This window comes from Gemmiger formicilis, from assembly GCF_016900095.1.
Lineage (GTDB): Bacteria > Bacillota > Clostridia > Oscillospirales > Ruminococcaceae > Gemmiger > Gemmiger formicilis_A.
On sequence record NZ_JACJJP010000015.1, the window covers coordinates 1 to 22,036 of the forward strand.

A 22,036-nucleotide genomic window follows, 5' to 3' on the forward strand; every position below is an offset into this window, starting at 1 on the left:
TGAATTTTATCTGCCGGCATTTTATCGTTGCTCTGGATCAACCGGATCTGCGGCGCAGTCTGGATGGCGACGTTTTTGCTCAGCTTTTCTTCATTCGTGAGTTTTTCAGCCAAATTAGAAACCCTCTTTCCGTTGATCTATTTTAGGACTTAGCGGTATCTCACCAATATTCCCACATCCACTATTTTTTACGAGGAAGGGAACACACTTGATGATCGGATGTATTTTTGAATTTGACCTCATATCTCCAAATTCTCACCAAAAAAGCCTACTTATTTCTTTTAGGACAAATACAAAGTATATACTTTTTAATAATACTATATCTTAGTTGATATTTCCACATCTATCGCCCTCATAATGAAAAAGCCGACCGAGAGCAATTCCGGTCGGCTTATCTTTTCTATAAAATATAAGATCTACATTATTATCTCTCGTTTCGTTCAGTGAACAGATTTTCCTTCCATGCAATTCCATGTTTACGCAGAAGCGCCGCCATGCCTGCCTTTTCCCGTTTGAGGCGTGCGTTTTCTTTTTCCATCTGCATTCGCCGTGCTCTTTCCCCCATAAGTGCCTGACGATACTGGGCAGTCTGCTCTCCCAGTCTGTTGGTCAGATTATTCACTTTCTCTTTCAGACTGTTCAGCACACTTTCCAGCTGTCGGATTTTCTCCTGGGCGGCATCCAGCAGTTTCTGCAGCTGTTCATCCTGACGGCGGTACACCACATACTGTTTGGCTGCATGGAGCAGGTTTTCAAAGTCACTGCGCGGCAGCGTTACCCGGTCACTCAAAAGCGCCTTTTTCGCACTGACGGCCTCGATCTTATCAAGGTCCACCGCCTGCTTCTGGACCGCCTGCAAGGTGTCCTCTATCTTTTCCACTTCGGTACGTTTCTGCGCAATGGCCGAATCCAGCTCCTTGACCTCCTTGCTGCGTTCCTGCTTTTTGTACTCCAGTACCGACAAGTGCTCTTCGTGGGTGCCGAGTTGCTCCCATTCGATGCCATGCTCCTGCATGATATCCGCTAACATCTGCTTTTCCCGCTGCACCCAGAGATTCCACTCTGTGGCGCTGCGTGTTCCGCCCACAAAGCCCATCTGCGCCAGCGCCTGTTTGAGGGATACACGGGTATCCATTCCTCGTTTGCTGCCGGTGATATAGGGCACAAAATCAATATGGACATGGGGCGTTGCTTCGTCCATGTGCAAATGGGCGGAGAACATACGCAATGTGCGGTTTCGTGCTTGAAAGCCACGGACATACGCTTCCAGACATTGCCGGGCGAGTTCCGCTGTTTCCGAGCCGATACCGGTATCGTCCTTGTTTCCGATTTGCAGCACAATCTCGTGGAAGGGCTTTTCCTGTCTGGAGGAAGCGATTTTTTCATAATAATCTGCGATACGGCGGTCGCTGCGTGTCTGCTTTGCATTGTAACGCTGCTGTGCTGCGTCAAACAGTTCATGGTACACTGTTCGGATATCTTCCTTGCAGAATTCCACGTTCAGATGGCTGCGGGACGGGTCTACATTGGGGGCGTAAAACTCACGGCTGTTATGATTGAGGGAGCCTTTACCAACCATGGCGCTGATTGTCCTTTTCAAAATTTCTCCTTTCTCCGGCGCAAGCCGGCGGGTTCTGTTACTCTTGCCAAGAGTAACGCAAAAGCACTTTTGACACTTCGCATCAAAAGCGCCTTTGCGCCCTGCGGGGCTACCTAGCTGAAAAGCAAGCTCCTGTTTTCAAGAAGGCAAGATGCCCTGTTCTTATAGATAGGGTCATCTTGCCTCCTTGCATTATTTTTGTGGCAATTCCCACAACCATCGTTTTCCCACCTTGCGGGAGGTAATGCCCAACTCGTACCGGGCACTGCGCAGCGTTTTGGGCTTGATGCCTTTTTGCTCCGCAGCTGCCTCTATTTCAGTTTGCGGCAGAGCCCCTTCCGCCAGCACTTCCTGCAGGAAATTCTGTGCTTCCCGCAGCTTGTGCCCTCGGCTGTTGCCTGAAAGCAAATCTTCTGCGCTGATGTCATATTCACCTGCCCATTGAAAGCCCTGCTCCGGGTCGAGGCGAAAGGCGATAGCCTTTCCTTCCGGAGCCAGGGAACTTTTGGTGGGGCAGACAACCCGCAGCGTCGGGTCATCTTTGATACGGCCTACCACCAGAACACTTCTGGCAGCTGCCTGAAAGTCGATGGAGCCGAGCCCCCGGTAACTGGATTTTTCCCCACTGTTCTTGTTCATGTGTCCGATCAGGACGATGGCACAGTGATGCTTTTCAGCCAAGACACCGACCCTGTGCATCAGTGGTCTGATCTCGTTGGCGCGGTGCATATCCACCCCGGCCCCGATGTAGCCTTGAATCGGGTCAAGCACAACCAACCGTGCGTGGGTCTGCACAATGGCCTGTTCCAGCCGGTCATCCTCCAGTGTCAGCGCCCTATCGCTGTCGTCGATCACCAGCACCTTGTCACAGGCGGCACCGGCGGCGACGAGACGTGGCTTAATGGTATCCGGCAAACCATCCTCGGCCGTCTGGTAGATCACATTGCCGGGTGCCATGGGCGGCATTCCGTCCCATGCGGGTCTGCCGGTGGTCAGGCGCGCAATCAGCTGCAGAATAAAGGTGGTTTTCCCTTCGCCGGGATCGCCCTGAATGATGGTGATTTTCCCGCAGGGAATGAATGGATATACCAGCCACTCCACTTCTCGTACGGGAATTGTATCCAGGGAAATCAATTTTACAGTACTCTCATTTTCCATAAAGCCTCCCATTTTTTCTTCAAAAATGGCGGCTGCTGTGGTAAAATATCAGTGGTGCCTGATAGTTACACACAGCAGCCGCTGTTGGAACTGTCTTTCATCGGAGCGTTTACCCCTGCACGGGTAAGCGCTCTTTTTTGTTACCCAACATGACTCTCCGGGTTAAAATAGCCGATTTCCTCCCATACCTTGCGGTCAGGACAGTAGTAGTTATACTCGTTGGAACCTTCCAGCTTGACTGCGTAACCGAACTTGAAAATTCCCTGTTGCAGGCCCACTCGTACATACTGCGCGTCCTTGTGCATTGCCCTTGCAATTTCCGTTACCGGCACATTTCTCCCCGTAAACGGCGGCATCTTTCCGTAGTTCTGACTTTCTCCCATGCTTTCCACCTCCTTCTGCTTGTGATTGCTTTTCAGCAATTTCATTATACGCAGTTTTATCGCGTATGTCAATCTTGTATATGAATTTAATTTTCATATAATTTGCCTAAGATGCTTGATTTCTTCGCATTCCTATGATAGTATTAAGACGAGGTGAGAAGCCATGAATCTTACAAACGAACAAATCGGACAGCGCATCAAAGAAGTCCGCACAGAAAAAAATATTACACAGACTCAACTTGCGAAGTTTTTGGGGAAAAGCCTGCGTACCGTGCAGAGCTACGAAAGTGGTGAAAGCAGGATTTTCTTTGACACCGTATGCAGCATTGCAAACTTTTTGGGCGTAACCCCTTCCTACCTGTTGGGGTTTGAAGAGCCACAAATGCAACTGAACTCTCTATCCGACGTCATAGCAGTACTCTATGAGCTCAATAAAAAGAAAGAGCTACATTTTGATGTGGACATCAAACACGAGCAAAACGATGATGGGAATTTCACCGCTTCCCTGATTTTTCGTGCTGACAATCCCGATGCCAGTCTGAATGGAACGCTTTGCTACCTTCTGGAGAACTTCTCCTCCGCACGCACATGGTCCGAAGAGTACTGGCACAATCCCAAACAAATGAAAAGCTGGATGCAGGAGAATACGGCCCAATATGCCGGAACGCCCTTGACAGACAAACCCCTCTACTCCGCCGATCTCAGCAAATATAGCCTTGCCGAGCTGAAAGCAATGACCAAGGAGCAGCTGGAAAATCTGAAATAACGTTGATAAGAGGTTTTCCTCTTTATCATAAAATCTGCCTGAGCGAAAGGGAGTTTGATAAAAACATGAAATTACCCAATGGCTACGGCAGCGTAGTCAAAATGTCCGGAAAACGCAGGAAACCCTATATGGTACGCAAAACCATCGGCTGGCATTTGGATAAAGGAAAAGGCAGACAGGTTCAAGATTTCATCATCATCGGCTATACTGAAACCAGAGCCGAAGGTCTGAAAATGCTGGCCGAATACAATCAGAACCCTTATGATGTCGATACCGCCAAAGTCACCTTCGCCGAAGTGTACGAGCGCTGGTCCAAATCCAAGTATCCCACCATCTCACATTCCAATGTAAAGGGGTATGAGGCGTCTTACAAAGTCTGCGGATTTTTGTACGATAAAGCCTTCCGTGAGATCAAATTGTGCGACTTGCAGCTTGTCATTGAAACCTGCGGCAAGAACTATCCTACGCTGAAAAAGCTAAAGGGTCTGTTCAACCAGATGTATGCCTATGCCATGAAAAACGACATCTGCAACAAGGACTATTCCCAATTTGTCGATCTGGCAGGTTACCGGGACAAGAATCCCAACCGGCGTGACCGCAATATCTTCACAAAAGAAGAGCTGGCAACCCTGTGGGCGCACAAAGCCAATCCCTATTGTCAGATTTTGCTCATGCTCAATTACAATGCCTGCCGCATTTCGGAGTTCCTGGATCTGAAGAAGGAGAACGTCCATCTGGAAAAACAGTATTTTGATGTGGTGGAAAGCAAAACCGAAAATGGTATCCGGAAGGTGCCCATTGCAGACAAGATGCTGCCTTTTTACAAAGGATGGATGGAGCGCTCCCCTTGCGAGTATCTGCTCTGCACCACCGACGGCAAGCATCTGGACTACTTCAATTACTGCGACACCTACTGGGACCCTTTGATGGAAGAATACGGGATGAAGCACAAGCCCCACGACACCCGACACACCTGTATTTCCATGATGGCTGATGCCGGTGTAAATCCCACCATCCAGAAGAAGATTGCCGGTCATTCCGGTGCCATGAGCCTGACCGAGCGTGTGTACACTCATCTGGATATCCAGACCCTCATCGACGGTATCAACATGATTTGCAAACCATAAGGTCTTTCTTTTTTGCAAACAAAAAAGCAGGAGACGTTCTCCTTGCGGAAAACGTCTCCTGCAATAGGCAATTTGCTTTTGTAAGGTCTGCTGCATACTCGCTTCTTACCTGCTGCTTTTTCAGCAGGTTCCAAGGCGATTTGCTGCATTCCACCACGTCAGGCGCATCCGATTTTCTGCACACAATCGTGCAAAAAAGTCGTGAAGCGTACTGAAAAGTTCGCAAGTAGTGCGGACAATCAGCGCTTGCTGAACTGCGGAGCGCGACGGGCTGCCTTGAGGCCGTACTGCTATCGTTTTAGCGCCGTTTTTCCTTGATTTTACGGGCTTTTTTGAGGTTGCATCCCTTGGTTGTCCTACCCCTTAACCCAATCAACCGGCAGCATTATCCGCGGTGCCGGATGGGTGAAGCGCCTGATTCACAACGCCAAAAAGTTCTTCGGGCTTATTGTACTTGACCTTTGCATAAATGTCCATAGTTGTTTTGCTATTTTCATGTCCAGCAAGGTACTGAACCGTCTTTGGGTCAACGCCCGCATAAAGCAAATTTGTAATGTAGGTACGCCGGAGCTGATGGGGTGTCACTTCAAAATCCAGGGTATAGACAATCCTGGGGTTGTTTTTCTGGCTGGTTCCCAGCGTCGGCTTTACCGTGTACTTAATGCTCTGTCCGTTCACATACTTATAATAGGTGCGCTCCTTGGTGGAGCGGACAACAATGTACTGCCACACTCGCTTGAACTGTGAGTAAGACAAGGGCTGTCCCTCACTGTCGGCAATCACATAGTCAGACGTAGAGGTTGCTTTCGCTTCCCGCAGACAGTCAGCCAGACACTTGGGGATAGGGATGTCTCTCCTGGCCGCCTTGGTCTTTAGAACCGTAGAGACCACCGGGCGGTTGTGTTCTGCCCGCCATGCCCGCCGTACCGAAATGTACGGGGTGGGAACATCCAGAAACACACAGTCCCATTGGAGGGCAAGGGCTTCTTCCCGACGCAGGCCAGCGTATAAGCCGATCATCACAAAGAGATATGGCGGCAATCCTTTGATGGTCTCCAAAAGTACCGCCACCTGCTGGTCGCTCAGGGCCTCCTTCTTCTGTGCCGGCTTCCCGCCCTTACCCGATATTCCCGCGCAGGGGTTATCTTCAAGAAGCTGGCTGCGCTCCGCCGAATAGAAAACGCACTTGATGAGCATATTCACTTTGTTATACAGGCCCTCTGACTTCCTGGACAGCGGCACCAGCGCCAGCCGGATGTCATCCGCCGTCACTTCCTCCATATACATATCGCCCATCGGCTTGATGACGTAGTTCCTCATGTTGGAGGCGTATCCTTTCAAAGTGGCTGCCGAAACTTTTGCAGACTGCATCACCAGCCATTTCTCGCAATACTCCGCAACGGTCGGGTGCTGGCGGTGAAAGAGGATCTCCTGCACTTGGCGTCTCGCCGCTAATTGCTTCTCGTAAAGTTCCTCGCAGGTTGTCGCGTACAGGCTGACCTGCTTTCCATCGGCGTCCAGAATCCGCGTGCGGTAATACTGGATTCCTTTTCGCTCTACGCTGGTGTACTGGGGAATTGTTTTTTTCTTAGCCATAGATAATTTCCTTTCTTATGCGCAAATCAAATTGATTCCTTCACTCCTTTTTTATCAGAAACGCCGGATTGAATCAAAGATACGGATTAGGAAAAGCAAAGAGCGAGGCGTTCCTGCCTCGCTCCTACTGTATTTTCTGTTCTATGCCCACATGGCATCCCATTGGGCAAATGCGCCGTCCATCGCTTTGACGACCTGATCTGGCTGATTGTATTTGACTTTGGCGTAAATATCCATCGTAATTTTGCTGCTCTCATGGCCCGCCAGGTACTGCACCGTTTTGGGGTCCACCGAAGAATGAATCAGGTTGGTTATGTAGGTGTGTCTGAGTTGGTGGGGAGTGACCTCGAAATCCAGGCTGTAAACACAGTGACCGTTGTTCCGGGCCTTCTCTCCCAGCTGCGGGTAGAGGATATACTTCACATATTTCCCGTCTACCAGCTTCTTTGCCACTCTCGGTCTGGCGGTCCTTGTCACAATGTATTGCCACAGCCGCTTAAACTGTGTGTAGGACAGCGGGCCGCCATCCCGATTCGCCACCACATAATCAGAGGTAGATGTTTTCTTCGCCTCCCTCAAACACTCTGCCAGGCAGGTCGGGAGCGGGATATTCCGCTCTGCCGCCTTGGTCTTTAGTTCGGTGAGAATGACTGGCCGATTATGCTCCGTGTGCCATGCCCGCCGGACTGTCAGATAAGGGGCCTCCGCGTCCAAATACACCGAATCCCATTGGAGCGCGAGGATTTCTTCTCTCCGCAAACCGGCATACAAACCAATCATTACAAACACATAGGGTGGCAAGTCCCGGATTGCGTCTAAAAGTTGCTCGACCTGTTCATCCGTCAACGCCTGGCGGTCCTCCTGCGGGATACCGCCGCCTTTTGCGTTTAGATGGAGCGTCGGATTCACTTCAATCACATGGCTTTCCTTTGCCGCCCGAAAGATGGATTTATAAAGGATCACCACGGACTTGTAAACCGATGCCGATTTTTTGGAAACCGGGACAAGAGCGAGCTGGATGTCATCCAGAGTTACATCTGCCATCCGCATCTCTCCCAATTCCTTAATGATATGCCGCCTCACCTTGGAGGTGTAATCTGTCAAGGTGGTCTGCCGCACATGGACCGACTGCATCAGCAGCCATTTCTCACAGTATTCTGCTACCGTTGGCGATTTCCGATGAAACCGGGCATGACCGATCTGCTCCAACGCCTCCGTTTCTTTGTCATACAGTCCTTCGGGGGTTCTCGCATAAAGGGCGACCCGCTTGCCATCGGCATCCTCGATTCGGGTCCTGTAATACTCTACGCCATTCAGCGTGACCGTACTATAATCTGGAATTAGTCGTTTTCTTTTTGCCAATACCGTTACCTCTCAAGAATCATATTCAGCGCTGTATCTTTGTTTTACCAGACACCACTTATTTCAGCAAGGATACGGATTAGCTCACGCCTCGGCACTTCGCACTTTGCGGTATGTGGCGCACTTTTCCACCGGCTTCGCCCGATGCGTGAATTTTGCGATGTACTCCTGAAGGCTTGCGTCTGTGAAATAGACGCAGCCGTTCTGCACATACTGAACATAGGAAATCAGGCCATTGTTGCGGGCCGTGTCCAGTGTTGCAATACTGATTCCCAGGATTTTGGCCGCTTCTTTCCTTGTAAATAACTTTTCCATATAATCTCTCCCTTCTTTGTCAAGGATATGGTTGTGGCTTTCAAAATCACATGAATGCGCTGGCGGTTTTGCCTGCCAGCGCATGGTATCTAATTTTGAAATTCTTTTTTGTGTTACGCCACATTTGCCACGCACCCCTGACGCAGGGGACAGGACAGGTCTCCGCTGGCGCGGCTGTCATAACTCCGCAGCGTCGTTCATAGCGTGCGCCGCAGGGTTCCCCCCAAGTCTTTGGCGGGCCGTGAGGAAGTATCTTTAAGCCCCCGCGCAGTCATCGCGCCGGATATGCCACCATCCGGGTCACAGGGCCGTTGATCGCTCCGAAACAGCTTGTCCATCACCTCCTGGCTGCTCCATCTTCGCGGCGTCCTGCACTCGCTCATACGCGGGTTATGTACCTGTTCTGCCGTGTATTCAGTTGTCAAAGATCAGCGAAGGAAAAATCCCCTTCTTGATAACCATGACAAAAACAGGCGATTTGTCCTGCCTGTAATGCGATTTTTTTGAAAAATATTTTTGCCTTGCCGCTTCATAAGAGCTGCGGGCGAGGCAAGCATACAGCAAGCACAATAAAATAGGTACTATCGTACTTAAAAACACCTTTTATAAGGTTCTTCCTGCAAGGAAATGGGCACGATAAAATATGATTAAGGAGACGATAGTGCCTATGGAATTGATAAAAGAGCTGGGACGAAGGATACAAAAAGCGCGCAAGGAAAAAGGTTTGACGCAGCAGGAACTCGCAGATCTGAGCCATGTTTCTCTGAAGCACGTTCAAGGCTGCGAAAGAGGGGTGAAGAACCCTTCTTTTGAGGTTCTACGCGCTTTTTGCAAAGTCTTGAATTTATCTTTAGATTCCTTGATGAATCTCGATCTGCCCGAAGATGAACAATCCGCCAACGATATGCGGCAGCTCTACCTTTCGTGCCCTCCGGCTGCCAGAAAAGTGCTGTTAAACTCGACCCGTGCGTTGGCTGATGAGCTAAAAGAGATGGTGCAGACGGCCGGGGTTGATCCAGATGAACATTTAGAGGATAAGTAAGCCGGTGGAGGAATAAAAATCCCCCACCGGCTACTTTTTTGCCGCTATGCGGCGATCATATTATCGGGCTGTGTCCAGCAACCGCGCCAGCTTCTTCAGCCCGCGCCGAATGCTCTCCCACACGCGGCGGCGGTCAGCGCCTTCGATTCGGGCGATCTCCGCCACCGTCATGCCCAGGTAAAACCGGGCGTAGATACGCCGGGCCTGGATGGCTGTCAGCTGCATCAGCGCGGCGTACACTTCCTCCCGCAGCTGCTTCTGCTCCAGGATTTCCTCCGGGGTGAGCGGCCGGTTGAGGGCATCGTTTTCAATGCCATCCTCCCGGTTCAGAGAGTAATGGGCCTTGTGCCGGAACTTCCGGCGTTCGTAGGCGGCATCGTCCTGCTCCTGGCCTCGGATCGCGGCCAGGACTTCCTCGGCTACATCCACAAAGACATCGGTTTTATACACATCGGGATACAGCTCCCGAAGATTGATCTTCTGCATTATGTACCTCCATTTCGATTCACGGGTTGACGGGTGAACCGAAACGAAGGCGGTGGGCGACACCTTTCGGGGAAATTCCCGAAAAAACGACAAGCAAAAGCGCCAGCATCCGAAGAACGGCGGCTGGCGCTGCTAAAAGAGGACTTATGACGCTTATGAACCAGCCACGATAGTGCCTGTTCATAAGCAGATGGAGGCCGATTGACGGTCAGGCTTTTTTTGACAGGTAAATCCCTGCCGAATTATGTCGAAGCAGTCTTTGCTTCACGGCGGCTCCCTCCTAAAGCCGCCGTCACCGTTGAAACAGGGTCGTCACTCTTTGGGCATAAGGAACGGCGGCCTTGATTTTGTCAAAGCCGCCGTAAGTGTGTTTAGGGCATGGCGATTGCCTGCTGAACGACGGCTTTTTTTCTTTTGCCGTCGTTCGGCAGAGACATTGTTTACCCTTATTCTATTGCGATCTGAATATAGCCTGAATAGTCGGTTCCGCTGATACCGATATAGTTAGCTCCTGCTTGAAGTTGAACGGTAACGCTCCCGTTGCCGGATTCAGCAAGCACTTTTTCCTCTAATTCAGGGGAAATATAGATGAGCTGGCAGTTCCCAGATTGAACATCAAAACTATACTGGATGGTGATTTCCCGGCACTCATTTTCTTTGAGGTCGGTATCTGCTACCAAAATATCCTGTCCATCGAAGCCCATTACAGAAGCGTCATAAGTAGCTTGAAAAGCATCGCTGTCCGAAGTACGGCTGCCCTCAAAGGACTGATAAGGTGTTATAAGTGCGTTGCTTTTCCCAATTACCACATCGTCACTGAGTTGCTCTGCCCCGTCCTTCAAATTATCACTTAATCTTTCGAGGCCGGAGCAGGCAGTACAGGATAGTAAAGAAAGAGTAATCAGACAGCACCCAAAAATTTTTCCGATTTTACGCATAACCATTTCCTCACTGAACGAAAGAAAGGAACAAAGCGAGTGCGACAATTCCTACCATCAGCAACAACCAAAAAGCACTGACTGCTGTTGATACGATATTGATAACACTGCGGCTTTCCCTGTTCCGCACACAAACTACCGAAAGAATCAGGCCCAGCAGGACAAAGACGATATTGGCTCCGGCCCAAACAGTTCGGATGCCGTCCGACAGCGAGAGGTGCAGAAAGGACGGGACAAGGGCTGCCAGCGGCAGGATGCTCACAATGAGCGCAGCAACACTGATTGATTGAAGTTTTTTCTTTTCCATAGATTTACCTCATTTCTTTTTTCCCAAAGCGGGTGACAGCCAGCGCGAAAAGCAGACCGAACACGATGATCGCACATGGCAGGAACGGAAACAGCGAAAAAGCGGCATCGGAGGTTTCTGCTGTAAAGTCATGGAGAGAGCAGGAAACGAGATAGCCACTGTAACAGTACGGATAAACAATCCACAGCGGCGTATTCGCAACCAAGATACCGGGAATTACAAGCAGCAAATTCAACCCAACGGAAAGAAGCGGCTTTTCAAACAGAACCGTGATTGCCCACATAGCCGCAATACACGGCAGCATTGTCAGGAACAGCCCCAGGCACCATTTCAGCAGATACAGGATCGGCAAGGTTTCTGTTACTCCCATCGTCTGTGTCGCAATCAATCCCGCAATTACAAACACTGCAAGAAACACCACCATTTCCATGAACAGGTAAAATGCCAGCACACAGAACTTGGCAATCGAAAGCGCGTATCGGCTGACCGGCAACGCCAGCATTTTTAAGATGCCATTGTTACCGGTTTCCCGGCCTGCAATCATTACACAGACAACAATCATACTGAACGGCAACAGGTAATACGCATAAACCAGTGCGCTCTGAATGAACATGGCAGGCCATGCGTTTGTATATTCCGGGGTAAAATAGCGGCTCAGGCTTGCAACCCCGGAGGCAACCACCAGCAAAGGTGCGATAAAGATCAGCGGTACAATCTTTGAGCGTTTTACCTTCATAAACTCAATTTTGAGCAATTCCAAAAAACTCATTTCTTCAATCCCTCCTTACTCATAGCGTTTGCTTTTTGCCAGCCACAGTGCAATAGCAAGGAACAAAACAGTCTCTACCAGAGATACCACGGTCACAGCCATATCAGGCTGGGCGCTCATGGCAACTGCCGGTTTCAGCATAAGCACAAAAGGATGAACCATCAGGACAGCAAGATTTGAACTGGCCAGCGCCATACCGCTTAAAAATCCTGCGACTCCAACGCCGAGCGGTATCCACATATTTTCAAAGCGTGAAGAAATCAGCAGCATGAACGACAACACCGGCATGGATGTGAGGAAAGAATATCCGGCAAAGCGCACCAGTGTTCCCATTTCAAATGTCCCGTCCGGCAAGTCTGTTATGCCAATCTGCATAAGTGCTAAATTTTGCAGTACGATTGCAATCAAAAACAGCACCGTCAGAATCAGAAATTTGCACAGGTACATAGCCGGAACACTCATAGGGAGCATATACATCTTCTTAATGGCGCTGCCCTTAAACTCCATGTTGTAGATCATGCAGGTGGCAACTACAATACCGAACAGGTTCAGGATCATAATCACACCGTAAAGCTGGGTGAGCAGAACATCCATCGGGGCCAGCGGCAAATTGAGAAGCGTGTCTTTTCGCACGAGGAAGTTCACAAATGCGTATGCGGCTCCTAACACGCCAACGGCCAGCAATACAGGAATAACGCCGGTTCGCTTTTCTTTCCGAAGTTCGATTGACAGTACATTCATAGCTGCGCCCTCTGCTTTCTGGCCGCGTTATCTTTCTCCACCATCGAGAGGAACATATCCTCCAGATTGTCCGCTGCAAAACCTGCCCGTAAAGCACTTTGGCGAAGCTCATTCAGACTTCCTTCAAACAGAAGCCGCCCATGATTGAGAATACCGATGTCATCCGCTATCAGTTCGATCTCGGACAGCATATGGGACGAGATCAGGATGGTGCAGTCGTACAGATCTGGCAGGGACTTCACCAGGTTGCGGATCTCATGGATGCCTGAAGGGTCAAGCCCATTTGTCGGCTCATCCAAAATAAGGATAGGGGGCCTGCCCAGTAGCGCACCGGCGAGGCCGAGCCGCTGTTTCATTCCCAACGAATATTTTTTTGCCAGCCGATCGCCAAACTCCGTCAAGCCAACAAGGTCCAATGCATCCTCTACAGCACTTTTCGGAAGTCCCAAAATCCTGCGGATGACATCGAGATTTTCCCGGCCCGTCAGGTTTGCGTAAAACGAAGGTGACTCAATGAACGAGCCGACTTCCTTCAAAATCGCAATACGGTCAGCCGGGAATTGCTTTCCATCAATGGTAAAGCTGCCTTTTGTGGGGGCGGTCAAACCCAGCAGCATTTTCATAGTGGTAGATTTGCCTGCTCCGTTCGGGCCGAGAAAGCCATAAATACTGCCTTTGCGGATATGAAGCGAAACATGGTTGACAGAAGTGAAGTTCTTATATTTCTTCGTCAACTGTTCCGTAGTAATCATGTAATCCATAAGAACATCTCCTTTCATTGACTTCATCATAGAACATCAACCTGACTTCTACATTCTCGCGTCCTTACTTTTACCTTACTTTTTCGGAATACCCGTCACAGGTTGGCATCCTGTGCTATAATAATTTCAGGAGGTGACGCTATGGACAACTCTTTTCTGCATCGAAAAAAGCTCCTGCTTGTAGATGACGAGCCGGAGCTGCTGAAAATGGTATCAGATATTTTGAAAGATGCTGGTTTTGAAACTGTTCTTACTGCCGGATTAGTAAAAGAAGCTGTCATGGCGGCAAAACAGGAAAAACCTGATTTGATGATATTGGATGTCATGCTGCCGGATGGAGACGGCTTTTCCCTGATGGAGCAGCTCCGCACTTTTACTGATGTGCCGGTTATCTTTCTGACTGCAAAAGACGAAGCGGCTGACAAACTGGCCGGTCTTGGCCTTGGTGCAGATGATTACATTTCAAAGCCATTTATGCCACAGGAGCTATTGCTGCGTGTCTATGCTGTCTTGCGCCGCACTTACAAAGAGGACAGCCCTCTGGTTGTCCTGGATGGATGCACGATTGATTTTAGCCGGGCAGAGGTCAACAAAGGCGGCAAGATTATCCCCCTGACCGCAAAAGAACATACTCTATTGGAAACGCTGGCTCGCAACGAAGGAAAGATTGTTACGGTTGACGCCCTTTGTGAAGCATTATGGGGTGACAATCCTTTCGGCTATGAAAACAGCTTGAACGCCCATGTGCGGCGTGTTCGGGAAAAAATTGAAGCCGATCCCTCAAAGCCTGTTTCCTTGATTACGATTAAGGGGCTGGGCTATAAATTGATTACAAGGAAGTGACGCCATGAAATCTTTTGGAACATATATTTCAAAGCATTTGGCGTCTTTCGCTGTATTTCTCCTAATACTGGTGATCGTCAACATCATTCTGTTTGGCATGACCTTTTATCACACGGTTTCAGAGGATTACGGAGAATCGTCCCCACGCGCTATGCTTGAGATGACCTCTACTGCGGCAACCACCGAAGGCTTGCCCGATAACGCGGTACAGAAATTGCGCCAGTACAATATTTGGGCCATGTATCTGACGCCAACAGGCAAATGCTTTTGGACGCTCGATCTGCCGGAAGAAGTGCCGCAAAACTATAACATTCAGGATGTAGCCCTATTTTCAAAAGGCTATCTGGAAGATTATCCCGTTTTTGTCTGGAATACGGATGAGGGATTGTTAGTTTTAGGGTATCCAAAGAATAGCTACATGAAGCTCACCAGCAACTACTATTCCATTGAGGCAATTCAAAAAATTCCTCTCTATGTGATAGGAATGGTAGGCATGGATGCACTGTGTCTGTTTTTGGCCTATTATTTTTCAAAACGCAGGATCATCCAGAATACAGAGCCGATTGTAGATGCCATTGAAACATTGGCTGATGGCAAACCTGCTTCGCTTCATGTTGAAGGTGAGTTGTCTGAGATTGCAGGCAGTGTAAATAAAGCATCTCAGATAATAAGCAGACAGAACGAAGCCCGCGCCAACTGGATCAGCGGCGTCTCCCATGACATCCGCACACCGCTTTCTATGATTATGGGGTATGCTGGCCGGATTGCTGCAAACGAAGCAACCAGTGATACAGTTAGGGAGCAGGCAGAAATCGTGCGAAAACAAAGCGTCAAAATCAAAGAACTTGTGCAGGATTTGAATTTAGTATCCCAACTGGAATATGAAATGCAGCCGCTTCACAAGGAAAAAATACGCCTGTCTAAACTCATTCGTTCCTATGTGGCCGAATTGCTCAACTCCGGGCTTTCTGATGCCTATACGATTGAAATTGATGTAGCACCCGAAGCGGAAAACGCCATGTTGGAATGTGATGCTCGATTGATTTCACGGGCGGTCAACAACCTTGTCCAGAACAGTATCAAGCATAATCCGCAAGGCTGCAAAATCCAGCTTTCCCTTAAAAGCACCGGCGAGGCACTTAGTCTAATTGTTGCAGACAATGGTGTAGGGCTTACCCCTGAAAAGCTGCAAGAATTAGAAGAAAAGCCACACTATATGGAAAGCACCGATGAACGGCTCGATTTGCGGCACGGGTTAGGGCTTTTGCTTGTGCGCCAAATCGTTGAGGCGCATGGCGGATCTATGAGAATGGATAGTATTTCAAATCAGGGATGCCAAACTACCTTATCCTTTCGGGTAAGCCCAACAAGAGGATAAATTGCTAAAAGAGCAGGAAGGAAAAATGGATGAGCCAATATTTAGAAGCATTACAACAAGCCATGTTCATCTTTCCGATAATCGTGATTCTGTTCACGGTGCCATACATCGCATGGAGCTATCACAAATATGGGTCAGTTCTCAGTTTACGAGTGCTGATTGTGTACAGCTTTATCCTATATCTTCTCTGCGTTTACTGCCTGGTCATTCTTCCATTACCTACGCCGGAGAAAGCTGCTACGCTGCATGGACATAAAGCACAGCTTGTCCCTTTTTCTTTCGTAGCTGATATAGCCAAACAAGCGCAGATCCAGCCTGGACAGCCTGCAAGTTGGCTTAGCATTTTCACCGGCAGTGCCTTCTGGACCACCGTATTCAATCTGTTTATGACAATGCCTTTCGGTGTCTATCTGCGTTACTACTTCTGCTATAATTGGCGCAAAACTTTGCGACTATCTTTTTTGCTCTCTCTGTTTTTCGAGCTGACCCAACTCAGCGGCCTGTATTTTGTCTATCCAGGCAGCTACCGCCTATTTGACGTAGACGACCTGATCGTCAACACTGCGGGCAGCATGATTGGATTTGCCTTGGCTGGACCAGTGAGCCGTCTGCTGCCTACCCGACAAGAATTGGATACCGTCAGTTTCCGGCGGGGTGCATCCATCTCCTTTACGCGGCGTGTTTTCTCATTTCTGGCCGATATAGCTTGCCTGACCTTTGCATCGTGCATCCTGGCCGTGTTCGTAGTTCCGTTTGGAATCACCCTTTCCATTCAATGGCTGCCGGTTCTATTTCTTCTATACTTTGGGCTGCTTCCTGCTTTTTGTCACGGGCAGACCCCAGGTAAGCGGCTGACACGAATGAAAATCGTGCAAGCGAACAGCGACACAGCGCATTGGTATCAATATTTTCTTCGGTATGGCCTGCTGATAACTGGTCTGGTCGGGGTTCCATACTGGTTGAACCGGCTGCTGTTTATTCTGATGAATGTACTACACCTGGACAGCCTGGCATCTCTTGTACTTCACGGATTACTGGTCGGCGGGTATTTGTTCTGGCTATTCTTTGCCGGGATTCGCATGGCCCTGCACAAACCCTTGTTCTACGAGCGATGGTCGAGGACAAAGTTAATAAGTACAGTAAAACGCACATAAAATCAGACTTTGTAATATTGTAAGATAAGGACGGGAGTGACCGGCAAGCAATGCCTGTGGCTATCCAGATAGCCCCACGCGCTTGTTGAGGGATACCCCCAAGCCCCCTTTGAACGCAGAATTTCATTCTGCGGCTGCGCGTTCTACGAACGCTTTTAACCCTGGCCATTTCTATGTTGGCCAGGGTCTTTTTTGCATTACTCTTTTTCGTCAAGCGGCTCTGCAGCGAACACATAGCCCAGGTTGGAGATTGTTTTGATATATACAGGGTTGTCTTTGTCCGTTTCGATTTTCTTCCAAATACGGCTCACAGTATTTGAAATAGCACTCAGGCAACTTTCACTACTTTCATGCCAGACTTCCTCATAGATCTGTTCTTTACTGAACAGGGTCCCAGGATGTTGGGCCAGGAATATCAACACGCCATATTCATATCTGGACAAGTGAACGTCTTTTCCATCTTTCAAAACCCGGCGCTGATGTAGCCGAATCTCCAGATCAGGATAGAGAAGAACATTGGCGGAAAACAGGCGCGGATACCAATGTCCAGTATCAGTCCAAGTCATTAGTGTTTCTTCTTCAACCTGTGCATCATCTCCGGTAATGCGCGCTATGATTTCAATTTTTCGCATGATTATTCTCCTTTGCAAACTGCCAGTCTGCCAGCAAAGAAGTGTCACTCCTATGAGGGCATAAAGAACGGCGGCCTTGATTTGTTCAAAGCCGCCGCAGCGATAAATAAGCATGTATAGTGTCTGTCGAACGACGGCTTTTTTCTTTTGCCGTCGTCCGGCAGATAATTACTATATTCTTTTGTTTTATGTTTTACGATACTTGATGTCGTTTCCATTCCCTTCGTACAAAAGGAATGCAAATAAGGGCAATTATCGTATAAACAATCATCCGCATTATTACTACATCAAAAATTACTTTGCCAAACGGATAGTCAAAATAGCCAAAAAATTCGTCAGAAAATACAGTTTGTGTTGCGTTGTATGGCAATAATGCAAGAATCCTGTTCCAAATACCGTTTGTTTCGCTGACGCCTAAAAACATCGGTAACATTATGGCAAGTACAATAAGCGCTAAAACAGGAACAGAAGATTTTAGTTTAGCCGACAAAAGGAGTGTAAAAGCTACCATACCAATCAAAATAAGATATAAAGTTGCTACTCCAAGTAATGTTGCTCCCATCAATGACAAATTATAGGGGGTAATCGTATCCAACACTTGAACAGGTAAATTCCAACCGTCAAAGCCAAATGCGAGAAGCTGAATCCCGCAACCCGTCAATATAAAGAGAGTAAATACTAATAAACTATATACAAATGCAGCTAAAATCTTTGCTGTAATGAGCTTTGATTTTCCATATCGGGACGAAAGAATAATACTGTCTGCACCAGACTTATATTCGCCACAGAATGTACCCGATACACAAATACAAATTCCAATAATGCCTATGACGAACAATTCCAAACAACTAAGTAGCATTTCCCAACCGGCGTGATAGCTGTATTCATACGGTGTTGTAATGGAGGAAACCCGATCTAACCAAAATGCTTTTTCGCTGTTTGAAAAATTCCAATCCACATATTCCTGATTTAACAACGTGTTAATTTTTTCGTCACGGGCAGCATAAAAGTCTATGCCATTCTCCAAATCCATATTAGTAATTGCTGAAAAAGTAGAATCATAAGTAGAAGGAGCAACATAGTTTCCATTTATTAACTTCCAATAATCTGAATATGGAAAGAAATATTTGTAGTATGCACTATCAGTTAGTGCCTTTTGTTCTGTGTCTTTGGAAACATTGGCAGGATCATCAAACAGGGCTTGATATGCCGCAATATCGGTCTTGATTTTTTCATCTGTCAGTTTACCTGCATAGGTATTAGCATATTCTTTTTCCATAGCAATTGCAGAAAGGCCATTAACCTGATTACCATCAGTATCAAGTACAATATATTGACTTACCGGAAGATAAAACAATACTCCGATCAGCAATAGACATACTGCAATTACAATGATGTTCATTCTCTTTTTTGCAAGTTTTTTTAGTTCCAGTACAAACAGCGTTTTCATTACTTATCCCCCCTAACTTTCTCGTCTTGAAAATGATACAAATACAGATCATCAAGTGATGGAGGAACATTGATCGCCCCGCGGATCGGTTGTGTATCATTCACGATACGCAGCAAGACTTCGTTCCCCTGTTCGTGATGCAAATTTACAACACGAAAACGCTCGCTTATTTCCTCAAGCTGAGTTTGTTGAAGTTTGCACTTCCAAACTTTTCCTTCCATGCTGTGAATTGCATTGTCAGTGGAACAATTCATAATTAAAGTGCCATTTTTCATCATCAGAATATCGTCTGCAATATAATCAACATCCGAAACAATATGTGTTGACAGAATTACAATTTTATCCTTTGCAAGCTCCGCAATTAAATTACGGAACCTCATTCGTTCTTTCGGGTCAAGTCCCGCTGTTGGTTCGTCTAGGACAAGAATGCGAGGGTCATTGATAACTGCCTGTGCAATTCCAAGGCGCTGTTTCATGCCACCTGAAAAGGTACGGATTTTTTTCCCTGCTACATCTGACAGATTAACCGTTTCCAAAATCTCCGAAACTTTCTTTTTTGTCTTTGCAGTATTAAGTCCCTTAACTGCTGCAATAAATTCTAAATACTCTTTTGCAGTAAAATCTGGATAATATCCAAAATCCTGCGGCAAGTATCCGAGATAGTTGCGATAGGTTTCTCCTAATTCCTCAATCTCTTTTCCGTCATAAAAAATTTTTCCAGAGGTAGGTTTTAGAATATCGCAGACCATACGCATTAGGGTTGTCTTACCGGCTCCGTTCGCACCCAGAAGTCCATAGACACCTGGCTGCAAAGTGACAGAAATATTATCCACTGCAACTTTTGAGCCAAAACGTTTGGATAATCCTTCAATAGATAATTCCATATAAAATCTCCTTTCATGCAAAAAGCCTGATCGCTTTTGGTATTATTGTACCGAAAAGCATCAGGCTTTGTATTAAGTCCTAAACGATAATTTCCTAAGAAAAACTAAAGATTTTCGTGAGAATTTCCTTTGTGCTGGGTAGTTACATCCGGCAAGGTGATGTAGAATGTTGTTTTTCGATTTTCACTTTTCACCGTAATCGTTCCTCCGTGCAAAGTAATAATATTTTGGGCAATTGCCAATCCAAGACCAGCTCCTCCTGTATTTCCTTGTCTTGCATCATCTGCACGATAAAACTTTTCAAAGATATGAGCTTGTTGCTCTGGTGAAATGGTATCACCTGTATTTGTAATGGAGATTATCACCTTATCCATTTGATATAACGCAGAAATAGCAATGACTGTATTAGTCTCGCTATACGCTACTGCATTTTTAAGAATATTTTGAAACGCCCTTGCGAGATAATTTGCGTCCCCATAGATGTAAATATCTTTCGGCATATTTATCTGAATTTCAACTTGAGCCGCTTGCAGAGCCGGAGTAAATTCATCTGCAAGCTGTATCAGCATATAATGTAAATCAATTTTTGTTTTTAAAAGGGCAAAATCATCTTGCCGGAAACGTGTAATTTCAAAAAATTCGTTAATCAGTTTTTCAAGGCGCATTGCCTTTTCCAATCCAACATGAATACATTTTTCTCTTTGAACTTGATCCATTTCTTTGTTTTCATCAAGAATACTCAAATAACCAATAACAGAGGTCAGCGGTGTTTTTATATCATGTGCCAAATATAGGATAAGCTCGTCCTTTTTCTGTTCGGAAAGTTCAGCTTCTCTGCGCTGTTGTTCAAGTGTTCGCTGGACAGTTTTCAGGTTTTCTTCAACGAACCGCATTTCTTTTGGCATTGTAATAGGCTCGCAATTCTCGTTCAAAAGTGCATTGATTCCCTTATTGATAGCGTCAAAGTATTTTCCAAACCATGTGAGAGAAAAATGGAATAGCATTAAAAATACAAGAGCCATTGCAAGGAACATAAATTCACCCCAATGTCCACGAAAAATGGCTTCGTAAGTAGTGTATGCTTTGTCATAATCAAAACCCGGAAGGACAGAAAACAAACCTATTATCCATACACCGATTTTCCCTCGGAGAAAATTATATAAAAGTAATACGGCAATTCCAGAAATAAAAAGCATACACACAAGTTGAATAAATACTTTTCGTTTCATTCTTGAATAATCATTTTTCTCAACTCTCAATTTTGTACCCAACCCCCCATATTGTTTTAATGTAGCGTGGCTCATCTATGACATCTCCCATTTTTTCACGCAAATGGCGAATGTGAACTGTGATTGTATTGCTGTTTTTATCGTAATATTCATCAGTCCAAACATATTTAAATAATTCTTCTGATGTAACAACCCTGCCTTTTTTTTCACAGAGGGCTTGTAAAAGCTTAAATTCAGTTGGAGTAAGTGACAGAAGGGTATCATTAACCATGCAGGTATGGGCGCTGATGTTCATTACCAAACCATTTGTGGTTGTTATGACGTTTTCTACCATTTTTGAATCAGATAATTCTGTAGGTCCACTGTATTTTTTATATCGTCGTAGTTGAGCCTTTACCCTTGCCATTAAAGCCAATGGCTTAAATGGTTTTGTAACATAATCATCTGCCCCCATTGTTAAACCTGTAATAGTATCAATTTCCCCATCTCTTGCAGTAAGCATGATAATGGGATAGGTATATGTTTCACGAATTTTTTTACAAAGCTGAAAACCGTCTATCCCCGGCAGCATAACATCTAAAATTGCCAGATCAAATTCTTCAGCGTTAATATACTCTAATGCTTTTTGTGCAGTATAAGCTTTATAAACAATATAATTTTCATTATGAAGATACATTTCGATTAAATCAGTAATTTCGGCTTCATCATCAACGATGAGTATTTTTTCAGACATATACACCATTCCTTTCCGAGGGTTTCATATTTATTGTAACAAATAGGTAAGCTGTGTTTATTATCAATTAAATGAGAAAATATTAAGGTTTTCCTAAGTCAACTCTTTTATTCGTTCATCTACAGGTTTTTCAGCATAATTCTGTATTGGTTCAGAGTATAGACATCGTTAAAGCACCGTGATTGCACGAGACTGTTTACTTATTTCCTTTTCCTCTTTAAGTGTCATGCACCACATAAACTCAACGCAGGCAACATTTATTATATTTCATTCTCCAAAACGGCACAACCAGGCAATGTGAATGATAAAGTGTAAGTATATGTCACATTCAAAAACAATTTATAAGCAGAAAGAGGCTGAATAACAGGGAGAAAGAAACTTG

The 22,036-nt window shown here is 46.6% G+C and carries 23 protein-coding genes; 6 read left to right on the top strand and 17 right to left on the bottom strand.

Features of this window, described 5'->3' with window-relative positions; translation table 11 throughout:
* Positions 1 to 424: 424 nt before the first annotated feature.
* The 3 genes from H6B15_RS08485 to H6B15_RS08495 all read right to left on the bottom strand — a co-directional run bounded on the left by H6B15_RS08485 (position 425) and on the right by H6B15_RS08495 (position 3,186).
* Positions 425 to 1,579 (bottom strand): plasmid recombination protein, encoded by a 1,155-nt coding sequence (locus H6B15_RS08485; protein WP_204647570.1) that lies wholly within the window; start codon positions 1,577 to 1,579, stop codon positions 425 to 427.
* A gap of 213 nt (positions 1,580 to 1,792) precedes the next feature.
* On the bottom strand, positions 1,793 to 2,758 hold the full coding sequence (locus tag H6B15_RS08490; protein ID WP_243424340.1) for an AAA family ATPase: 966 nt from the start codon (positions 2,756 to 2,758) through the stop codon (positions 1,793 to 1,795).
* A 140-nt stretch (positions 2,759 to 2,898) separates the two neighbouring features.
* Positions 2,899 to 3,186: a hypothetical protein gene (locus H6B15_RS08495; protein ID WP_345941963.1), complete on the bottom strand. Its 288-nt coding sequence runs from the start codon at positions 3,184 to 3,186 to the stop codon at positions 2,899 to 2,901.
* A 118-nt stretch (positions 3,187 to 3,304) separates the two neighbouring features.
* Between H6B15_RS08495 and H6B15_RS08500 the strand changes: the two genes are divergently transcribed.
* Both H6B15_RS08500 and H6B15_RS08505 read left to right on the top strand, forming a co-directional pair.
* Positions 3,305 to 3,907 (top strand): helix-turn-helix domain-containing protein, encoded by a 603-nt coding sequence (locus tag H6B15_RS08500; RefSeq protein ID WP_204647572.1) that lies wholly within the window; start codon positions 3,305 to 3,307, stop codon positions 3,905 to 3,907.
* A 128-nt stretch (positions 3,908 to 4,035) separates the two neighbouring features.
* Complete coding sequence (locus H6B15_RS08505; RefSeq protein WP_345941964.1) at positions 4,036 to 5,034, top strand: tyrosine-type recombinase/integrase; 999 nt, start codon at positions 4,036 to 4,038, stop codon at positions 5,032 to 5,034.
* 372 nt (positions 5,035 to 5,406) lie between these two features.
* On the opposite strand, the gene H6B15_RS08510 is transcribed toward H6B15_RS08505, so the two are convergent.
* The 3 genes from H6B15_RS08510 to H6B15_RS08520 all read right to left on the bottom strand — a co-directional run bounded on the left by H6B15_RS08510 (position 5,407) and on the right by H6B15_RS08520 (position 8,391).
* Positions 5,407 to 6,630 carry a tyrosine-type recombinase/integrase gene (locus tag H6B15_RS08510; protein WP_204647574.1) on the bottom strand — a complete coding sequence of 408 codons (1,224 nt, stop codon included), beginning with the start codon at positions 6,628 to 6,630 and terminating at the stop codon, positions 5,407 to 5,409.
* Between the two features lie 141 nt (positions 6,631 to 6,771).
* Positions 6,772 to 7,992, bottom strand: coding sequence for a tyrosine-type recombinase/integrase (locus H6B15_RS08515; protein WP_204647575.1), 1,221 nt, complete (start codon positions 7,990 to 7,992; stop codon positions 6,772 to 6,774).
* Between the two features lie 84 nt (positions 7,993 to 8,076).
* The gene (locus H6B15_RS08520) at positions 8,077 to 8,391 is read right to left on the bottom strand and encodes a helix-turn-helix domain-containing protein (RefSeq protein ID WP_430661837.1); all 315 of its coding nucleotides are present in this window, start codon (positions 8,389 to 8,391) and stop codon (positions 8,077 to 8,079) included.
* A gap of 583 nt (positions 8,392 to 8,974) precedes the next feature.
* Between H6B15_RS08520 and H6B15_RS08525 the strand changes: the two genes are divergently transcribed.
* Entirely contained in the window at positions 8,975 to 9,349 is a 375-nt protein-coding gene (locus H6B15_RS08525; protein WP_204647576.1) for a helix-turn-helix domain-containing protein, read from the top strand.
* Between the two features lie 60 nt (positions 9,350 to 9,409).
* Here the strand turns inward: H6B15_RS08525 and H6B15_RS08530 are convergent, their stop codons facing one another.
* From H6B15_RS08530 to H6B15_RS08555, 6 genes are all read right to left on the bottom strand, one after another.
* On the bottom strand, positions 9,410 to 9,835 hold the full coding sequence (locus tag H6B15_RS08530) for an RNA polymerase sigma factor (RefSeq protein WP_204647577.1): 426 nt from the start codon (positions 9,833 to 9,835) through the stop codon (positions 9,410 to 9,412).
* A gap of 446 nt (positions 9,836 to 10,281) precedes the next feature.
* The gene (locus H6B15_RS08535) at positions 10,282 to 10,773 is read right to left on the bottom strand and encodes a hypothetical protein (protein WP_040917446.1); all 492 of its coding nucleotides are present in this window, start codon (positions 10,771 to 10,773) and stop codon (positions 10,282 to 10,284) included.
* Between the two features lie 10 nt (positions 10,774 to 10,783).
* Positions 10,784 to 11,080 carry a hypothetical protein gene (locus H6B15_RS08540; protein WP_204647578.1) on the bottom strand — a complete coding sequence of 99 codons (297 nt, stop codon included), beginning with the start codon at positions 11,078 to 11,080 and terminating at the stop codon, positions 10,784 to 10,786.
* A gap of 4 nt (positions 11,081 to 11,084) precedes the next feature.
* On the bottom strand, positions 11,085 to 11,849 hold the full coding sequence (locus tag H6B15_RS08545; protein ID WP_007045916.1) for an ABC transporter permease: 765 nt from the start codon (positions 11,847 to 11,849) through the stop codon (positions 11,085 to 11,087).
* Positions 11,850 to 11,864: 15 nt separating this feature from the next.
* Positions 11,865 to 12,590: an ABC transporter permease gene (locus H6B15_RS08550; RefSeq protein WP_204647579.1), complete on the bottom strand. Its 726-nt coding sequence runs from the start codon at positions 12,588 to 12,590 to the stop codon at positions 11,865 to 11,867.
* A complete protein-coding gene (locus H6B15_RS08555) occupies positions 12,587 to 13,351 on the bottom strand; it encodes an ABC transporter ATP-binding protein (RefSeq protein ID WP_204647580.1) in 765 nt (254 codons plus the stop codon). The genes H6B15_RS08550 and H6B15_RS08555 overlap by 4 nt, the downstream gene beginning before the upstream one ends.
* A 141-nt stretch (positions 13,352 to 13,492) precedes the next feature.
* Between H6B15_RS08555 and H6B15_RS08560 the strand changes: the two genes are divergently transcribed.
* The 3 genes from H6B15_RS08560 to H6B15_RS08570 are packed head-to-tail and all read left to right on the top strand — an operon-like array spanning position 13,493 to position 16,726.
* On the top strand, positions 13,493 to 14,194 hold the full coding sequence (locus H6B15_RS08560) for a response regulator transcription factor (protein WP_204647581.1): 702 nt from the start codon (positions 13,493 to 13,495) through the stop codon (positions 14,192 to 14,194).
* Positions 14,195 to 14,198: 4 nt separating this feature from the next.
* Positions 14,199 to 15,572: a sensor histidine kinase gene (locus H6B15_RS08565; protein WP_007045912.1), complete on the top strand. Its 1,374-nt coding sequence runs from the start codon at positions 14,199 to 14,201 to the stop codon at positions 15,570 to 15,572.
* Between the two features lie 29 nt (positions 15,573 to 15,601).
* Complete coding sequence (locus tag H6B15_RS08570) at positions 15,602 to 16,726, top strand: VanZ family protein (RefSeq protein WP_204647582.1); 1,125 nt, start codon at positions 15,602 to 15,604, stop codon at positions 16,724 to 16,726.
* A gap of 197 nt (positions 16,727 to 16,923) precedes the next feature.
* On the opposite strand, the gene H6B15_RS08575 is transcribed toward H6B15_RS08570, so the two are convergent.
* The 5 genes from H6B15_RS08575 to H6B15_RS08595 all read right to left on the bottom strand — a co-directional run bounded on the left by H6B15_RS08575 (position 16,924) and on the right by H6B15_RS08595 (position 21,654).
* Positions 16,924 to 17,472, bottom strand: a complete 549-nt coding sequence (locus H6B15_RS08575; RefSeq protein WP_243424341.1) for a winged helix-turn-helix domain-containing protein — start codon at positions 17,470 to 17,472, stop codon at positions 16,924 to 16,926.
* Positions 17,473 to 17,551: 79 nt separating this feature from the next.
* Complete coding sequence (locus tag H6B15_RS08580; protein ID WP_204647583.1) at positions 17,552 to 18,808, bottom strand: ABC transporter permease; 1,257 nt, start codon at positions 18,806 to 18,808, stop codon at positions 17,552 to 17,554.
* Positions 18,808 to 19,692, bottom strand: coding sequence for an ABC transporter ATP-binding protein (locus tag H6B15_RS08585; protein ID WP_204647584.1), 885 nt, complete (start codon positions 19,690 to 19,692; stop codon positions 18,808 to 18,810). The genes H6B15_RS08580 and H6B15_RS08585 overlap by 1 nt, the downstream gene beginning before the upstream one ends.
* A 104-nt stretch (positions 19,693 to 19,796) precedes the next feature.
* Complete coding sequence (locus H6B15_RS08590; RefSeq protein WP_204647585.1) at positions 19,797 to 20,996, bottom strand: sensor histidine kinase; 1,200 nt, start codon at positions 20,994 to 20,996, stop codon at positions 19,797 to 19,799.
* A complete protein-coding gene (locus H6B15_RS08595; RefSeq protein WP_204647586.1) occupies positions 20,941 to 21,654 on the bottom strand; it encodes a response regulator transcription factor in 714 nt (237 codons plus the stop codon). The genes H6B15_RS08590 and H6B15_RS08595 overlap by 56 nt, the downstream gene beginning before the upstream one ends.
* Between the last annotated feature and the right edge of the window lie 382 nt (positions 21,655 to 22,036).

What these genes read in the sequence shown, in the direction of transcription:
- H6B15_RS08530 (WP_204647577.1), bottom strand. Translation starts at nt 9,835, where the DNA reads ATGCAGAAGATCAATCTTCGGGAGCTGTATCCCGATGTGTATAAAACC.
- H6B15_RS08550 (WP_204647579.1), bottom strand. Translation starts at nt 12,590, where the DNA reads ATGAATGTACTGTCAATCGAACTTCGGAAAGAAAAGCGAACCGGCGTT.
- H6B15_RS08500 (WP_204647572.1), top strand. Translation starts at nt 3,305, where the DNA reads ATGAATCTTACAAACGAACAAATCGGACAGCGCATCAAAGAAGTCCGC.
- H6B15_RS08490 (WP_243424340.1), bottom strand. Translation starts at nt 2,758, where the DNA reads ATGGAAAATGAGAGTACTGTAAAATTGATTTCCCTGGATACAATTCCC.
- H6B15_RS08495 (WP_345941963.1), bottom strand. Translation starts at nt 3,186, where the DNA reads ATGAAATTGCTGAAAAGCAATCACAAGCAGAAGGAGGTGGAAAGCATG.
- H6B15_RS08595 (WP_204647586.1), bottom strand. Translation starts at nt 21,654, where the DNA reads ATGTCTGAAAAAATACTCATCGTTGATGATGAAGCCGAAATTACTGAT.
- H6B15_RS08485 (WP_204647570.1), bottom strand. Translation starts at nt 1,579, where the DNA reads ATGGTTGGTAAAGGCTCCCTCAATCATAACAGCCGTGAGTTTTACGCC.
- H6B15_RS08540 (WP_204647578.1), bottom strand. Translation starts at nt 11,080, where the DNA reads ATGGAAAAGAAAAAACTTCAATCAATCAGTGTTGCTGCGCTCATTGTG.
- H6B15_RS08505 (WP_345941964.1), top strand. Translation starts at nt 4,036, where the DNA reads ATGGTACGCAAAACCATCGGCTGGCATTTGGATAAAGGAAAAGGCAGA.
- H6B15_RS08560 (WP_204647581.1), top strand. Translation starts at nt 13,493, where the DNA reads ATGGACAACTCTTTTCTGCATCGAAAAAAGCTCCTGCTTGTAGATGAC.
- H6B15_RS08555 (WP_204647580.1), bottom strand. Translation starts at nt 13,351, where the DNA reads ATGGATTACATGATTACTACGGAACAGTTGACGAAGAAATATAAGAAC.
- H6B15_RS08580 (WP_204647583.1), bottom strand. Translation starts at nt 18,808, where the DNA reads ATGAAAACGCTGTTTGTACTGGAACTAAAAAAACTTGCAAAAAAGAGA.
- H6B15_RS08535 (WP_040917446.1), bottom strand. Translation starts at nt 10,773, where the DNA reads ATGCGTAAAATCGGAAAAATTTTTGGGTGCTGTCTGATTACTCTTTCT.
- H6B15_RS08570 (WP_204647582.1), top strand. Translation starts at nt 15,602, where the DNA reads ATGAGCCAATATTTAGAAGCATTACAACAAGCCATGTTCATCTTTCCG.
- H6B15_RS08585 (WP_204647584.1), bottom strand. Translation starts at nt 19,692, where the DNA reads ATGGAATTATCTATTGAAGGATTATCCAAACGTTTTGGCTCAAAAGTT.
- H6B15_RS08575 (WP_243424341.1), bottom strand. Translation starts at nt 17,472, where the DNA reads ATGCTTATTTATCGCTGCGGCGGCTTTGAACAAATCAAGGCCGCCGTT.
- H6B15_RS08525 (WP_204647576.1), top strand. Translation starts at nt 8,975, where the DNA reads ATGGAATTGATAAAAGAGCTGGGACGAAGGATACAAAAAGCGCGCAAG.
- H6B15_RS08510 (WP_204647574.1), bottom strand. Translation starts at nt 6,630, where the DNA reads ATGGCTAAGAAAAAAACAATTCCCCAGTACACCAGCGTAGAGCGAAAA.
- H6B15_RS08520 (WP_430661837.1), bottom strand. Translation starts at nt 8,391, where the DNA reads ATGCGCTGGCAGGCAAAACCGCCAGCGCATTCATGTGATTTTGAAAGC.
- H6B15_RS08545 (WP_007045916.1), bottom strand. Translation starts at nt 11,849, where the DNA reads ATGAGTTTTTTGGAATTGCTCAAAATTGAGTTTATGAAGGTAAAACGC.
- H6B15_RS08590 (WP_204647585.1), bottom strand. Translation starts at nt 20,996, where the DNA reads ATGAGCCACGCTACATTAAAACAATATGGGGGGTTGGGTACAAAATTG.
- H6B15_RS08565 (WP_007045912.1), top strand. Translation starts at nt 14,199, where the DNA reads ATGAAATCTTTTGGAACATATATTTCAAAGCATTTGGCGTCTTTCGCT.